Raw genomic sequence first — 14770 nt, 5'->3', positions numbered from 1 at the left:
CGCCGGCGATAATCCGGCCGATATGGGATGACAATATTTGACGTGCGCGTAAACGTCAAACAAATTTCGGCGGAATATCGCCTCCCCTTTTCCGCGGAATGGATGGCCGGCGCTGCTCATGGCTCTCACGCGCCACAAAAGTTAAAAAATTCCAACCATAGTTAACCACTTCTTTACCACGTTTCGTGAATTCTCCCGAAAGAGGTAACTGCTTCGTACTCCGGCGCATTTTCCTCAACGGGGGCAAATACCGGCTCTGGAATTGCTGCATGTTGCGGCGACGGCGTGTTCAGGCAGGCAACGTCGCGACAGATAACCGGGCACGGCGGGCGGAAGCGAAGCGAGCGAAAAGATGAACGGATTGCGATCGAAAAACCAACAGCCAAGCGACAGATCGTCTCTTGATGCTCTCAATCGCACCATTGAAGGCCTTGAAGCCCGTATCGAAGGGTTGATGAGCCAGAAGTTCCCGCGCGACCCTCGGGGTGCGAACGCTCAGGTCGAGCCCAAAACCGAAGCTTATGCCGCGCCCCGCGAGCCACGCGCCAGCGTTACCCCGCCGCAGCTCGACCCCGTGAACGAAATCCGCCAGCGCCAGCGCCTCCTCGAAGCAAGCTTCCAGCGCCCGCAGGAACCCGCCGCCCGTCCGGAACGGACGATTACCAGACCGCTTGCGCCGGAATACCGTCCGAGGGACGCGCAGCAGACCGCCGCCGCTCCCGCCCCGCGTGCGCGTTCCATCCCGTCCTATCAGGAACCGCAGCGCAACGACGCGGCACTGCAGGAGATTGCGCAGGCGCTCGTCAATCTGCGGCATGAGCTGAAGCACGATATTGCCGAGGGCGTTGCGCGCGAAGCGCAGGGCCTGCGCGCCGAAATCCGCAATATTCGCGCAGTAGCGGAAGACCAGCAGTTCATTGGCGACCTGCGCGAAGACATCGCACGGCTGGCCGGCAGCATCGACCAGCTCGGCAATCTGGCATCGCCTGACGCCTACGGGCTGCGCAATGAGTTCGAGGACCTGCGCCTGACGATCGACCAGCTTGCACGCGAAGACAGCGTGCACCGGATCGAAAGCCGCTGGAACAATGTGGAAGACACGCTGCGTGGTTTCGACGCCGGCGCGCTGCAGGATGAGATCGTTTCGCTCGCCTATCGTCTTGATGACATCAAGACGCAGCTTGGCGGCATGAGCAACAATCCGGCCGTGCGCGTGCTCGAAGACAAGCTGATCGCGATTGCCAGCGCCGTGGAGCAGCTCGGCAAACATATGAAGCCGAACGAGGCCGCCTTTACCGAGCAATTTTCCGGCCTCGACCAGCGGCTGGACGAAATCAGCCGCGCCATAGCCGCCACCGGCGCGCGCGCCAATGCGCAGGCAACGGACAATGCGCTGGCGCAGCGGCTGGAAAACCGGCTGAATGGCCTTTCCGAACAGCTCGGCGACATCAACCGCCTTGCCGCCGCCAAGCCGGAACCGACACTCGATCTCACCGCGCGTCTTGAAGCGCTGGCCGGCAAGATCGATGAGCTCAGCACCGCCCGCGACGCCGCCCAGCTGCACGAGCGGCTGGACCAGCTCTCCCTGCTTCTGGAGCGTTCGCAACGTCCCTCGCAGCAGGCGGAGCTGACATCTTTCCTCAGCGACATTTCCCGTAAGATCGATGCGCTGGATCACGGCGTCGTCAATGACGGTCTGGCCGAACGGCTCGACACGCTGTCGCGCCGGATCGAGGACCTCGATTATCGTTACAGCCAGCCGCAGGCCGCATCCGGGCTCAGCGAAAGCGCCTTTTCGCGTCTGGAAGAGCGGCTCGGCAATATTGCCGCCCGCCTGGACGAGACCGCCCACGCCGCGCCCGCCGACAGCCATGCGCTGGCCAGCCTCGAAAACCAGATCGCCCATCTCTCCACGCTGATCAGCCAGCCGGTGCAGATGCAGGCGACAGGCATGTCGCCGGAACTCGACGCCCGTATGGCGGCGATCGAAGACTACATGGCGTCGAACGATGAATATATCATCGAAGCGGCGCGGCAGGCTGCCGAAGCCGTTCTGGATGCCTATACCCGCAACAATCTCTCGGCCGGCGCAAACATCGCCGACATGACGATGCTGACCGATCTTGCGACCGACCTGCGCAGTCTCGAAGCGCTGAGCCGCAATACCGAAGAGCGCACGCACCGTACCTTCGAAGCGCTGCACGAAACGCTGGTGCAGATTGCCGGCCGACTCGACAGCCTCGACAACGCCCCCGCTTATCGTAACGAAGCTCCCCGCAACGTCGCGCAGCAGATGGTCGCCCCCGCCCGCGAAGAAGCGCCCATGCCGGCCGCCATCTTCCCGGAGGAAGGCTATATTGCCGAAGAACAGGCCATTCTCGACGATAGCAGCGAAAACGACGCGGCAACGATCGTACCACCTGCTGCCGCAAAGCCCGCAAAAGCGGAAAAGAAAAGCCTGCTTGCAGGCCTGACGAAGCGTTTCAAGACTGGCACGGCGAAGACCGCCAAAACAGCTGAAGAGCCCATATCCGCCTCCTCCACCCGCACCCAGGTCAAGCCCGCTCCCTCGCTCGATCCGATCGATGTGCTGCCCGCAGGTCAGGAGAACGAACTTCTGGAGCCGGGTTCGGGTGCGCCCGATATCAAGAAAATCCTGGAACGCGTGCGCGCTAGCCAGGTGGCCGCCAGCGGCAAGGCTGCGGATGCGGAAGGACGGACGGATTTCATCGCCGCCGCCCGCCGCGCAGCGCAGGCCGCCGCCATGGAAACATCGCCGGAAAAGCTTGAAACCGGCAAGAAGAGCCGCAAGGCCGACACCTCGGCACTTTCCCGCTATCGCCGCCCGCTGCTGCTTGGCATCGGCGCCATTCTTCTTGCCATGATGGCCATGCCGCTCGTCAAGACGCTGATCGGCGGCGCGGAAGCCCCCGCACCGGTCATCGAGCAGAAGATGGACAATGGCCCGGTTTCAGCACTTCCCGACACCGGCGAAAAGGCCGTCACCATTCCGTCCGATCTCGCCATCGATCCGGAACAGTCGGCATCGGCCGACAGCATCGAAAATACCGCACCGGCGCAAAATACCATTGATAACCGCACCATAGGCGGTGCGCCGCTGCCGGACGAGCCGCCGGTTGCCTATGTTCCCGCTGTGGATCCCGCAAATTCCGGCGCCGTCGCGCAGAACGAAGCTCCGAAACCGGCCGAAACCGCTGCCCCGGTTGCTCCTGCCCAGGACGCCATCGCGGTTCCCGCTGGCATCGAGCCCGCATCGCTTGCCCAAGCCGCCGCCAAGGGCGATACGCAGGCGCTGTTCGAGATCGCAGCGCGCTACACCGACGGCCGCGGCGTTGCCGCCGACCGTGCGGAAGCGGCAAAGTGGTACAAGCTGGCTGCTGATCGCGGTCTTGCGCCCGCGCAATATCGTCTTGCCAATCTTTACGAGAAGGCGAACGGCGTAGAACGTAACCTTGCCGAAGCCAAGCGCTATTACACTCTGGCAGCCGAACAGGGCAATGCCGGCGCGATGCACAATCTCGCGGTCCTGCAGGCCTCTGACGCGGCCGGTCAGCCGGATTTCGCCGCCGCCGCACAATGGTTCATCAAGGCCTCCGACCTCGGTGTGCGCGACAGCCAGTTCAACCTCGCCATTCTCTACGCCCGCGGCAGCGGCGTGAAGCAGGATATCGAAGAATCCTACAAGTGGTTCGCCATCGCCGCCAGAGACGGTGACGCGGACGCCGCCCAGAAGCGCGACGAAGTGGCAGGGGCCCTGAACCCGCAGCAGCTTCAGAGTGCAAAGGCCAAGGTGGACGCCTGGAAGGTCAAGCCGCTTTCGGAAGACGCCAACAGCGTCAACCCGCCCGAGGAATGGGCCGGCAAGGAGGGTGTGAAGACCGCCTCCGTGGACATGGAAAAGGCGATCCGCAACATTCAGGCGATCCTGAACAAGAACGGTTTTGACGCCGGCCAGCCCGATGGCAAGCTTGGCAAGAACACCGTAACCGCCATCAGGGACTTCCAGAAGTCCGTGGGTCAGACACCCGACGGGCGCATCACCAACGAACTGGTGACCGCGCTTCTCGCCCGCAACAAGTAAGCGTTCTGGAACTGGCGAAGCGGCCCCCCTTGGCCGCTTCCGGGCAACCCCGCGCAGGAATGTGGCGGCCTGCCCACGCACAACCGCTATCTTTCCAAATTATCAACGTATTTACCGTTGAATGTTGACAGGTCAGGCCCTCGCGGGCATGACGGATGAAGGTCGGGCATGCCCGGTCTTTTCAGACAGAAAGTGTAAATCGCGGCGCGGCCCCCTCACCCGGACAAGCCCTGCCGCCCGGAACCATTTGCCCGAGGTCCGAGCCGTGACTGTCTATCTGCCGATCGCAGAACTGTCGGTGAATATTTTCATCATTCTCGGCATGGGCGCGGCCGTCGGTTTTCTTTCCGGCATGTTCGGCGTGGGCGGCGGCTTTCTGATCACGCCGCTTCTGATTTTCTACAATATTCCCCCCGTGGTGGCTGTGGCGACCGGCGCAAACCAGGTGGTCGCTTCCTCCGTGTCAGGCTCGATCACGCATTTCCGGCGCGGAACGCTGGACGTGAAGCTCGGCAGCGTGCTGCTTGTGGGCGGTCTTGTGGGTGCGACGGTCGGCGTGTGGATATTCTCCTTCCTGCGCAGTATCGGCCAGCTCGATCTCATCGTTTCGCTGCTCTACGTCATCCTGCTCGGCACCGTTGGCGTGCTGATGCTGAAGGAAAGCATTTCGGCGCTTCGCCGCGCCGCCCGCAATGAAGCCGTGACGCTGCGCCGGCCGGGCCACCACAACTGGGTGCATCGCCTGCCGTTGAAAATGCGGTTCAAGAAATCGAAGATCTATCTCAGCATCATTCCCGTCGTCACACTGGGTTTCGGCATCGGCATCCTCACCTCGATCATGGGTGTCGGCGGTGGCTTCATCATGGTGCCGGCGATGATCTATCTGCTGCGCATCCCCACCAGCGTGGTTGTCGGCACTTCCCTGTTCCAGATCATTTTCGTGACCGCCTATACGACCGTCGTTCAGGCCGCGACCAACTATTCCGTCGACGTGGTGCTGGCCTTCATCCTGATGGTGGCGGGCGTCATCGGCGCGCAATATGGTGTGCGCGTCGGCCAGAAACTGCGTGGCGAACAGTTGCGCGCGCTTCTGGCGCTGCTGGTGCTTGCGGTCGCCCTCCGCCTTGCCGTAGCGCTGGTGGTGCGGCCGGAAGACCTGTTTTCGGTGGCCGTCGGAGGGTTAGGTTATTGACCCGCCATTTGCTGCTTGCCCCCCTTGCCCTGCTCTCATGTCTTGCCCTCGGGCAAACTGCTTCGGCGCAGACGCCGCCACTTGCCCTGCCGCCCGGTCCGCAGCAGCGGTCTCTGCTGGAAAATATCGAAATCGGCGCATCGACGACGGAAATTCCCATCGCGTCGGATTTTCGCGGGGCGGATTTCACGCTTTTCGGCGCGCTCAACAATACCGATCAGCTGCTGCTCGCCATCGGGCAATATGATATCGTCGTGACGCTGGAAGGGCCGAGCGACTATATGACCGTGCGCAAGAAGGAGCGTGTGGCGGGCATCTGGATCAATACCAGCGCCATCACCTTCACGCCGCTGCCGGAATCCTATTCCATGGCCAGCACGCGCAATATCAGCGACATCGCTTCGCCCGGCACGCTCAGGGCCATGGGGCTCGGTGTCGACCATCTGTCGCTGAAAAGCGCGGTGTTTTCCGGCGTGCCCGACAATGTCTTCGATTTTCAGGAGGCCTACCGTCGGCTCAAGCTTTCAAGCGGCATCTATCGCAATGACACGACCGGTGTGAGGCTGGAACGCACCGGCCTGTTCTGGGCGACACTTCGCCTGCCCGCCAACGTGCCGAACGGCGTGCACACCGCCCGCGCCTATCTCTTCAAGAGCGGCAAATTCATCGCCCAGCGTGAATTGAAACTGCGCGTCGTCAAGACCGGCATGGAGCAGGCGATCACCGATGCGGCGCATCAGACGCCGCTTGCCTATGGCGCGCTCTGCGTTCTGCTCGCCGTCGTGACCGGCTGGGGCGCCAGCATCATCTTCCGCAAGGACTGACCCGCTCTTCCTCCTGCAAATCGGGCGCAGGCGACCCTCTGCGTCAAAGATAGCATTCGCTTCCGTCATCGGTTTGCGGTAAAATTCAAGGCGTTACAACCACGCACACAGCTCTTGGCGGCCAGTGTGGCTGTGACCGGGATGAAAAGGAGAAATGTCATGTTCAAGCACATTCTCATTCCCACCGATGGCTCGCCGCTGGCGCAGATCGCAATCGACCAAGGGTTCGCTCTCGCCAAGGAGGCAGGCGCAAAGGTGACCGTGGTGACGGTATCGGAACCCTTTCATGTGATTGCCAGCGATGTCGAGGACATTGCCGCCATTGCCGAAGAGGAATTTCACCGTTGTGAGGAGGCGGAGCATCTGCTGCGCGATACGCAGGCGCAGGCCACGTCCATGGGATTGGATTGTGAAGCGCTGCTGGCGCGGGCGGGAAGGCCCGACGAGGCGATCATCGAAGCCGCCAACAGGAGCGGCTGCGATCTCATCGCCATGGCCTCGCACCGGCGCAGGAGCTTCTTGGAAATGCTGCTCGGCAGCGTCACGGCCAAGGTGCTGAAGAATTCGAAGATACCGGTACTGGTCTACCGGCAATAGAGCATTTCCAGTAAAAGTGCGTAGCGGTTTTACGTCCGGACAATGCGTAAAAACAAAGAGATAACGGCGACGATGCGCTCAGCCGATGAGATTTGAAAATCGCACCGAATAGATGCGATCCCTCCCCATCAGATGCGCGACAAGAGCGGCATGATCGAACAGGCCGCGCATGGCTTTATGCCGCAAATCCAGCCCGCCGCTCATCACCCCGAATGCCGGCATCAAAAGCCGTGAACCATCGGTGGCGAAACAGGGGCGTCGCACCGTTTTCTCGCGACGGCGCACGGTTGCAGAAGGATGCAGGTGCCCTGCAATTTCGCCGGCGGCATCTCCCAGCTTCGGCTCGTGGCGGAAGACGAGATTGCCATAAAACATCTCGTCCACCGAAGAGCCCGGCAGATCGACCGTACCGTCGGGGTCGTGGTTGCCGTTGATCCATATCCACTCGCGGCCACGGGCCATCTCGCGGATGAGTTCGCGCAGCGGCAGCGGCAGATGCTCGGAACCGACGCGATCGTGGAAATTATCGCCGAGACTGACGACGATCTTCGGATCATAGCGGCTGACGAGGGAGGACAGGATTTTAAGCGTGGCGATGGTGTCATAGGGTGGCAGCATGCGGCCACGCCGGGCGAAGGCCGCGCCCTTTTCCAGATGCAGATCAGAGACGACGAGCAATGACAGGTCCGGCAGGTAGAGCCCGCCCAACGGGTCGCACCAGGCGGCGACGCCGTTGATGGCGGTTTCGCTGCCAAGGCATTCGAAGCCATTGGAAAACCTGTCGCTCAATGTCAGCCGGCTCAGCACTTTTATCGTTGTTCCTTCATTGCGTATGTCAGGACATGGCCTCGGCGATAAGCTCGTCGGCGGCCTCGGCCAGCACATCGTCCATCGCCTCGCCCGCCACCGTCTCACGGCCGATTTCCAACATGACCGGAACGGCGAGCGGCGAGACATGTTCCAGCGCGCGGTGGGTGGTGTGACCCTTGATTCGCTTCAGCATATCGCCAAGACGGCCAATGTCCAAAAGTCCAGCCGCGGCATCGCGCCGCGTCGCTTCCAGCAGGATATGATCCGGCTCATGGCTGCGAAGAACGTCATAAATAAGATCGGCAGACACCGTGACCTGACGGCCGGTCTTTTCCTTGCCGGGATGACGGCGTTCGATCAGCCCGGAAATGACGGCGCAGTTGCGGAAGGTGCGCTTCAGCATGAAGGATTCGTCCAGCCATGCTTCCAGATCGTCGCCGAGCATGTCCTCGTCCAGCAGGTCGGCCAGTGACAGGCGGCGGGATTTCAGCCGCATGCCGATATCCTCCATCGCCCAGATGGCCAGCGAATAATCGGTGGCGACGAAGCCCATGGGTTTTGCGCCCGCACGCTCCAGCCGGCGCGTCAGAAGCATGCCGAGCGTCTGGTGCGCCAAGCGTCCCTCGAAGGGATACATGACCATGAAGAAGCGCTTTCGGAAGGGGAAGGTTTCCACCAGCAGCTCGTCGCGCCTGGGAATGATCGACTTCTCCTTCTGGATCGCCAGCCAGTCGCGCACCTGATCCGGCAGCGCCTGCCAGCGGGCGGGATCGGAGAGCATGGAGCGCACCTGATCCGCGAGGTAGGTGGAAAGCGGGAACTTGCCGCCGGCATAGGAGGGTATCTTCGGGTCCATAGAAAAGGCCTGCGAGACCAGACATTCATTCTCGCGGATACCTTCGAAACGCAGCACCTTGCCGGCAAAAAGGAACGTATCGCCCTGCACCAGCTGCTCGAGAAAATATTCCTCGACCTTGCCGAGCGACATGCCGCCGCGCCCGACCGTGCCCTTGGCATTGCGCTTGACCATGCGGACATTGAGTTCCGCCGCCTCGACGATAGTGCCGAGGTTCAGCCTATATTGCTGTGCGACGGCGGGGTTGGAGACACGCCAGCGGCCGTCCTTCATCTGGCGGATGCGGGCGTAACGCTCATAGGTGCGCAGCGCGTAGCCGCCGGTGGCGGTGAAATCCACCACCCGGTCGAAGGTGGTGCGCGGCAGATCGGCATAGGGCGAGGCGCTGGTGACTTCGCGATAAAGTTCATCCGCATCGAAGGGTTCGGCGCAGGCCATGCCGAGCACATGCTGGGCGAGAACATCGAGCGCGCCTTCGGCAATCGGCGGCGTATCCTGCGCGCCGATGTAATTGGCATCCAGTGCAGCGCGACACTCCATCACCTCGAAACGGTTGGCCGGAACGAGGATCGCCTTTGACGGCTCATCCATGCGGTGATTGGCGCGGCCGATGCGTTGGGCCAGGCGGCTTGCGCCCTTCGGCGCACCGACATGCACGACAAGGTCGACGTCGCCCCAGTCTATGCCGAGATCGAGCGTGGAGGTGGCGACGACGGCGCGCAGCCGGTTTTCGGCCATGGCGGCCTCCACCCTGCGACGCTGAGCAGCATCCAGCGAACCGTGATGCAGGGCAATCGGCAGATTGTCGTCATTGATGGTCCAGAGTTCCTGGAAGATCAGCTCCGCCTGCGAGCGGGTATTGACGAAGATCAGCGTCGTCTGGTGGTCCTTCAGCGCAGAGTACAAATCCTTCATGGCGTAACGCGCCGAATGGCCGGACCATGGGATGCGCTCTTCCGTGTTCAGGATGGAAATATCCGGTTTTGCGCCGCCCTCGACGGTGATGAGGCCAGCGGGTGGCTCGCCCTGCCCCTGCGGTGCAAGATAACCACGCAAATCCATCGGCTCCGCCACCGTGGCGGAAAGGCCGATAAAGCGCACATCGGGTGCGTGCCGGCGCACACGGGCAAGCGCCAGCGACAGCAGGTGGCCACGTTTGGAGGTGACGAGTGAATGTAATTCATCGAGCACCACATATTTCAGGTCACGGAAAAAGCGCTCGGCCTCCTTGTTGGCGAGCAGCAGCGAGACCTGTTCCGGCGTCGTCAGCAGAATATCCGGCGGTTTGACCTTCTGGCGCTGGCGTTTGCCCTGCGGCGTATCGCCTGTACGGGTTTCGATGGAAATCGGCAGGCCCATTTCGGAAACGGGCCTGGTGAGGTTGCGCTCGATATCGACCGCAAGCGCCTTGAGCGGCGAGATATAGAGCGTGTGCACGCCGACAAAGCCCGAGCCCGGCGGCACCTTGCCGCGTTCCGCGAGATCGGTGAGCGAGGCCATGAAGCCGCCCAGCGTCTTGCCGGCGCCCGTGGGCGCAATCAGCAGCATGTTCTCGCCGCCCAGCGCCCGCGCCATCAGCTCCAATTGATGCGCGCGCGGAGACCACCCCTTTTGCGCAAACCATTTCTGGAATGGAAGGGGCAAGGAACCGACATGCGTGCCGGAGATGGGAGACTCAGCGTGTTTCACGCTTTCAAGGTAGTGAGAAACCTTGAAAAAAGAAGAGCGGAACAGGACCGCTTGACAGGAATGCATAATCATGGATAAATTATATCCACGATACTTAAGCGAACCACAAAAGAGCAAAACGGATGAAACTCGGCGACGGCGTTGAACAGGCCATTCACAGTGTAGGCATGCTGGCGGGACTTTCCGAAGGCGGCGTGCTTTCAGCGGCGGCGCTTGCGGAATTTCACGGCGTTTCCACGAGCTATCTCTTGAAACACCTGCAATCGCTGTCGAGCGTCGGAATAGTCGCCACCGTGCCGGGGCCGAAGGGCGGCTATCGTCTTGCCCGGACGACCGACAGGATTACGCTGCTCGATATCGTTCTTGCCGTGGAGGGGCCGCAGCCTGCCTTTCGCTGTGCGGAAATTCGCCAGCGGGGCCCCAACCCCTTGCCGGGACGTTATTTCACCAAGCCCTGCGGCATCAATACCGCGATGCTGAAAGCGGAGAAGGCCTATCGGGCGGAACTCGCCAAAACCAGCATGGCCGATATTCTGGGCGACCTTGCCGCCAATGACGACGGTGGCATTGCCGCACGCGGCTGTGCCTTTCTGGAGCTGAACGAGCGCAAGACGGCGGCGCGCTAAGACCCAAACGAACCAACCACCCGAAATACCGGAAGCGTCACCGCTTTCCGGAACGATGACGCATACCCTTAAACAGACCCAACCAATGGAGAGAGACCCATGAAAACCCGTTTGAACTATGCCAAAGCATCCCCCGAAGCCTTCAAGGCCGTAATGGCGCTGGAAAATTACGTCCAGAGCAGCGGCCTCGAGCGCCGCTTCGTTCACCTCATCAAGCTGCGCGCCTCGATTATCAACGGCTGCGCCTTCTGTGTAGACATGCATGTGAAGGAAAGCCGTCATGACGGGCTTTCCGAACAATGGATCAACCTGATGAGCGTGTGGCGGGAATCCCCCGTTTATACTCAGCAGGAACGCGCGCTGCTCGGCTGGGTGGACGCGGTGACGAAGATTGCTGAAACCGGCGCTCCGGATGACGCCTTCGAGACGCTGAAGGCGCATTTCTCCGATGAGGACATCGTGAAGATCACGGTCGCCATCGGCGCGATCAACACCTGGAACCGCATCGCCGTCGGTTTCCGCTCGCAGCATCCGGTCGATGCGGCTGCAAAGGCGGCCTGACCTCTTAAACCCAAAGCGGGCGGCCGCTACATGGCGATGTAGCGGTCGTTCCTGTGATTGATGGCAAGCGTGAGGTTCATGACCAGCGCGCCAAGGATGGAGCAGAGGATGACGAAAGGTGTGGCCACGAAGAACGAGCAGGCGAGCACCATGCCGTCAAAGGCGAGCTGCACGAGGCCCGCGCGCCAGCCGAAACGATCCTGCAGATAAAGCGCCAAGATGCCGAAACCGCCGAGGCTGGTGCGATGGCGAAACAGCGCCAGCATGCCGGCCGCAACCGTCAGCCCGCCGAAAAGGGCGGCGGCAACCGGATTGATACTCTGAAAGGCGAAGAAGCCGGGCATATATTCGGAAAGCAGCGCCGTCATCGCGATGGCGCAGAAGGTCTTGACCGTGAAGGCGAGGCCTAGGCGGCGGAAAGCGAGATAATAAAACGGCAGATTGGCAAGGAAAAACACCACGCCGAAGCTGAAGCCGGTGGAATAATGCGCCAGGAAGGCAAGCCCCACCACGCCGCCCGTCAAAAGGCCCGCGGACGAAAACAGCGTGACGCCCAGCGAGACCAGCATGCTGCCCGCCAGAACGCCCTGCGCGTCTTCCAGCAGCGAATGACGATCCGGCGCGGAGGCCCAAAGGTTCAGGCGCCTGCGCGCAGTCGTATCGTCCATGCCTTTTCCCCTGATTTTCAGGCCATCGCCGAGCTATTGCACCCAAGCAGGACGGATTTCAAGCATGCTTCATTCAGCGCACGACGATATATCTGTCAGAGCGGTGATTGATGGCCAGAAACATGTTGAGGACAAAAGCGCCGACAATCGAATAGACAACCGTCGCAGGATCGATGACGAGGAAGGCGCAGAGCATGACGAAGGCGTCGAAGGCCAGCTGGATCAGACCGGCGCGGATGCCGAAACGGTCCTGAATATAGATGGCGAGAATGCCGATACCGCCGAGGCTGGCGCGGTGACGATAAAGCGCCAGCAATCCGTACCCCAGAAGCAGTCCGCCGAGCAGCGCGGCCCAGAGCGGATTGATGCTGTCAATCACCATCCAGCGCGCTTCCACCTCTGTCAGCACTGAAACGAGGCCGATGGCGATGAAGGTCTTGAAAGAGAAAGCGAGACCAAGGCGGCGGAAGGACAGGTAATAAAACGGCAGATTGACGAGGAAGAACAGAAGGCCGAAGCTGATCCCGAAGGCATAATGAAGGAGGAAGGCGACACCGGCGGTGCCGCCGGTCAGAAGGCCGACCTTGTTCAGGAGATAAAAGCCGAGCGCCGAGACGATGGCGCCGGTGACGATGCCCTGCACGTCTTCCACCGGCGCATGTCTGGCCGGATCGGAACTCCACATGCCGTAAACGCTTCTCGTTATGCTCACGCTTTTTTCCTTTTGTTCAGGTATATTTTGCACTGCAAAAAACAGCCGATCAAGATGGATAAGTAAGCAAGACTGACCTATCGTGAAAAAGGCAAGAAACGGAATGTTCAGGCTTTCGCGCGGGCAAGAAAAAGAATGCCGGAAAGGGGTTTTCCGGCATCCTTGCGAATGGTGGTTTTACGGATTTCGAGGAGGGAAAAGCCCGTCCGCTCAAGAAGGTCGATCACATAGCTTTTGGAATCGGCGTAACGAAGGGATTCCCGCAGGATAAAACCGTCCTCATCCCCCGCATCCTCCACCGAGAAGGCAAAAAAGCCTGAAGGCCTGAGCAGGGCGGAAACGAGCGGCATGACGGTTTCGAGGCTGCCGAGATACATCATCACATCGGCGGCGGCGACGAGATCGGCGCGGTATTGCGCCAGGGTGGATGTGAAAAGTCCCGAGGCCTCCGCTTCCAGCGAAAGATCAGCCTGACCCAGATAATCGTAAAGCCCCTTTTCCTCCGCCTTGGCCAGCATGTTCTGGGAAATATCGAAACCCTCAAGCCGTTTTGCGAGGGTGCGGATTTCGACACCGAGGAGACCGGTACCGCAGCCGATATCGACAATGGCATCGAAGACGCCGCCATCCGCCACCTTGCCTATCAGTTCCGCCAGCTTTTGCGGCACGCTGTAGTCAAGCTTCTCCACAAGCGAGGTTTCGAAACGGTCGGCATAATCGTCGAACAGCCCTTCCACATAACGGCTCGGCGGCTGCTCGGGTGTTTCCGCGGCACCGAGAACCGCGAGCTTCAGTTCGGCTGCAAACAGCCCTTCCGTATCCAGTTCAGCGACTTTCTCGTAAGCCGCCACGGCTTTTGCCGTCTCCCCCGCCTTTTCATGATATTCCCCGAAGCGAAACCAACCCGCCGTCCACCGTGGCGCAAGTTCAAGCGCCTGTTCCATGAGTTCGGCGGCGGCGGGATAGTCACCGCCCTCCGCCAACATGCGGGCATAGTCCGCCCGGCGGTCGGCAATGACGTCACCGGAAGAAAACTGGTTTGGGGCCATCAATTATTTCCTGAGAAGATGCTGGCTGTCATTTATCAAGCCATAAAAAAACTCAAGTCCTATTTCATGGCCCCTGCGTGGAATTGACGGATATGGCGCGATATAATGCGCGAAAACTTGCATCGAAGCGGTGCGCCCCATATGTCAGGATAAAACAGGAGACTTGCTGATGGCCGGTGAGGTCAACAAAATGCTGGGTGATACGGTGGCCCGCACCGTGGTGAAACTGCTCGTCGTTTCATTGCTCGTCGGCTTTCTGATGGCGATCTTCGGATTGACGCCGTGGAACATCATCTATGGCGCGCGCGATTTCGTGGTCGACCTGTGGCGCAGCGGTTTCCATGCGCTCGGTGCAATCGGCGACTATCTGATCCTTGGCGCAACGATCGTCATTCCCGTTTTCATCATCCTGCGCCTCCTGAGCTATCGCCGCTGACATGACCGATTCCACGTTTCAAACGCTTTCACGGCGCGGCTTCGTGCTGCTTTCCGCTGGTTCCGTTCTTTCCGCCTGCGTTTCCATGCCCACCAACAAGGGCATGCCATCGGGCACCCGCGACGAAACGGCGGCGGCGCTTCCCATGGTCAACGATCTGCGCCGCACGAAGGGGCTTTCCCCGCTTTCCATCAATGGTCCAGCAAGCGGTGCTGCCGCCTATCAGGCCGGCCGCATGGTCAAGGCGCAGAAGATGGCGCATCTGATCGGCCTGACCGACAGTTTCCTTATCCGCATGAAGGACGGCAATGTCCCGCTTCCGGCGGCGGAAAACGTGGCTGCAGGGCAAGACAGCGTCGAGCGGGTGGTGAAGGCCTGGATCGGCTCCAAACACCATCTGGAAAACATGCTCGGGCCCTATAATGGTCTCGGCGTCGCGGTGGCCTATGACGCCGCCAGCCGCAACCGACCCTATTGGGCCATGGTGCTCTGCGCCTGAGAATGGGCGGAGACTAGGATACCCCCGCGCCCTCATGCCTGCGCTCGTCACAGGAATCCAGTCGAAGCGCGTCTGCGCGGCGGAGAGACTTCTTTCAGCCCAAGGACTTGGGCTGGCTGGATTCCTGTGACAAGCACAGGGATGAGGGT

13 protein-coding genes are annotated in these 14770 nt (G+C 60.9%); 8 read left to right on the top strand and 5 right to left on the bottom strand.

Annotation, left to right across the window (positions count from 1 at the left end; genetic code table 11):
* Positions 1-352 precede the first annotated feature (352 nt).
* From podJ to V6S97_RS10685, 4 genes are all read left to right on the top strand, one after another.
* On the top strand, positions 353-4102 hold the full coding sequence (gene podJ / locus V6S97_RS10700; RefSeq protein ID WP_334426778.1) for a cell division protein PodJ: 3750 nt from the start codon (positions 353-355) through the stop codon (positions 4100-4102).
* A 265-nt stretch (positions 4103-4367) separates the two neighbouring features.
* Complete coding sequence (locus V6S97_RS10695; RefSeq protein ID WP_035212569.1) at positions 4368-5294, top strand: sulfite exporter TauE/SafE family protein; 927 nt, start codon at positions 4368-4370, stop codon at positions 5292-5294.
* Positions 5291-6118: a TIGR02186 family protein gene (locus V6S97_RS10690; RefSeq protein ID WP_003503505.1), complete on the top strand. Its 828-nt coding sequence runs from the start codon at positions 5291-5293 to the stop codon at positions 6116-6118. Before V6S97_RS10695 ends, V6S97_RS10690 begins: the two co-directional genes overlap by 4 nt.
* Positions 6119-6277: 159 nt before the next feature.
* Positions 6278-6715, top strand: coding sequence for a universal stress protein (locus V6S97_RS10685; protein WP_003503507.1), 438 nt, complete (start codon positions 6278-6280; stop codon positions 6713-6715).
* 78 nt (positions 6716-6793) lie between these two features.
* Here V6S97_RS10685 and pdeM read toward each other — a convergent pair whose 3' ends face one another.
* Both pdeM and V6S97_RS10675 read right to left on the bottom strand, forming a co-directional pair.
* Entirely contained in the window at positions 6794-7522 is a 729-nt protein-coding gene (gene pdeM / locus V6S97_RS10680) for a ligase-associated DNA damage response endonuclease PdeM (RefSeq protein WP_003503509.1), read from the bottom strand.
* Between the two features lie 28 nt (positions 7523-7550).
* On the bottom strand, positions 7551-10142 hold the full coding sequence (locus V6S97_RS10675; RefSeq protein WP_334426776.1) for a ligase-associated DNA damage response DEXH box helicase: 2592 nt from the start codon (positions 10140-10142) through the stop codon (positions 7551-7553).
* Positions 10143-10192: 50 nt separating this feature from the next.
* On the opposite strand from V6S97_RS10675, the gene V6S97_RS10670 reads away from it, so the two are divergent.
* Together V6S97_RS10670 and V6S97_RS10665 are read left to right on the top strand one after the other, a co-directional pair.
* Positions 10193-10696: an RrF2 family transcriptional regulator gene (locus tag V6S97_RS10670; RefSeq protein ID WP_334426774.1), complete on the top strand. Its 504-nt coding sequence runs from the start codon at positions 10193-10195 to the stop codon at positions 10694-10696.
* Between the two features lie 99 nt (positions 10697-10795).
* Positions 10796-11257: a carboxymuconolactone decarboxylase family protein gene (locus tag V6S97_RS10665; protein WP_060722872.1), complete on the top strand. Its 462-nt coding sequence runs from the start codon at positions 10796-10798 to the stop codon at positions 11255-11257.
* A 26-nt stretch (positions 11258-11283) separates the two neighbouring features.
* On the opposite strand, the gene V6S97_RS10660 is transcribed toward V6S97_RS10665, so the two are convergent.
* The 3 genes from V6S97_RS10660 to V6S97_RS10650 form a co-directional block, all read right to left on the bottom strand.
* Complete coding sequence (locus V6S97_RS10660; RefSeq protein WP_020010974.1) at positions 11284-11925, bottom strand: YitT family protein; 642 nt, start codon at positions 11923-11925, stop codon at positions 11284-11286.
* A gap of 73 nt (positions 11926-11998) precedes the next feature.
* Positions 11999-12610: a YitT family protein gene (locus V6S97_RS10655; RefSeq protein ID WP_026363783.1), complete on the bottom strand. Its 612-nt coding sequence runs from the start codon at positions 12608-12610 to the stop codon at positions 11999-12001.
* Positions 12611-12744: 134 nt separating this feature from the next.
* Complete coding sequence (locus V6S97_RS10650) at positions 12745-13686, bottom strand: class I SAM-dependent DNA methyltransferase (protein ID WP_334426773.1); 942 nt, start codon at positions 13684-13686, stop codon at positions 12745-12747.
* 169 nt (positions 13687-13855) lie between these two features.
* Here V6S97_RS10650 and V6S97_RS10645 point away from each other — a divergent pair, with 169 nt between their 5' ends.
* Both V6S97_RS10645 and V6S97_RS10640 read left to right on the top strand, forming a co-directional pair.
* Positions 13856-14122 carry a DUF6460 domain-containing protein gene (locus tag V6S97_RS10645; RefSeq protein WP_003493739.1) on the top strand — a complete coding sequence of 89 codons (267 nt, stop codon included), beginning with the start codon at positions 13856-13858 and terminating at the stop codon, positions 14120-14122.
* 1 nt (position 14123) lies between these two features.
* Positions 14124-14621 (top strand): CAP domain-containing protein, encoded by a 498-nt coding sequence (locus tag V6S97_RS10640; protein WP_003503518.1) that lies wholly within the window; start codon positions 14124-14126, stop codon positions 14619-14621.
* The last annotated feature ends 149 nt before the right edge of the window (positions 14622-14770 follow it).

This window comes from Agrobacterium sp. CCNWLW155, assembly GCF_036888815.1.
GTDB classification, from domain to species: domain Bacteria; phylum Pseudomonadota; class Alphaproteobacteria; order Rhizobiales; family Rhizobiaceae; genus Agrobacterium; species Agrobacterium radiobacter.
This window is presented reverse-complemented; position numbering and strand designations above follow the sequence as displayed.

Bases quoted from the DNA above. Each gene is read 5' to 3' on its own strand.
- podJ (WP_334426778.1), top strand. From the start codon at position 353: ATGAACGGATTGCGATCGAAAAACCAACAGCCAAGCGACAGATCGTCT.
- V6S97_RS10685 (WP_003503507.1), top strand. From the start codon at position 6,278: ATGTTCAAGCACATTCTCATTCCCACCGATGGCTCGCCGCTGGCGCAG.
- V6S97_RS10675 (WP_334426776.1), bottom strand. From the start codon at position 10,142: ATGATTATGCATTCCTGTCAAGCGGTCCTGTTCCGCTCTTCTTTTTTC.
- V6S97_RS10670 (WP_334426774.1), top strand. From the start codon at position 10,193: ATGAAACTCGGCGACGGCGTTGAACAGGCCATTCACAGTGTAGGCATG.
- V6S97_RS10665 (WP_060722872.1), top strand. From the start codon at position 10,796: ATGAAAACCCGTTTGAACTATGCCAAAGCATCCCCCGAAGCCTTCAAG.
- V6S97_RS10660 (WP_020010974.1), bottom strand. From the start codon at position 11,925: ATGGACGATACGACTGCGCGCAGGCGCCTGAACCTTTGGGCCTCCGCG.
- V6S97_RS10655 (WP_026363783.1), bottom strand. From the start codon at position 12,610: ATGTGGAGTTCCGATCCGGCCAGACATGCGCCGGTGGAAGACGTGCAG.
- V6S97_RS10650 (WP_334426773.1), bottom strand. From the start codon at position 13,686: ATGGCCCCAAACCAGTTTTCTTCCGGTGACGTCATTGCCGACCGCCGG.
- V6S97_RS10645 (WP_003493739.1), top strand. From the start codon at position 13,856: ATGGCCGGTGAGGTCAACAAAATGCTGGGTGATACGGTGGCCCGCACC.
- V6S97_RS10640 (WP_003503518.1), top strand. From the start codon at position 14,124: ATGACCGATTCCACGTTTCAAACGCTTTCACGGCGCGGCTTCGTGCTG.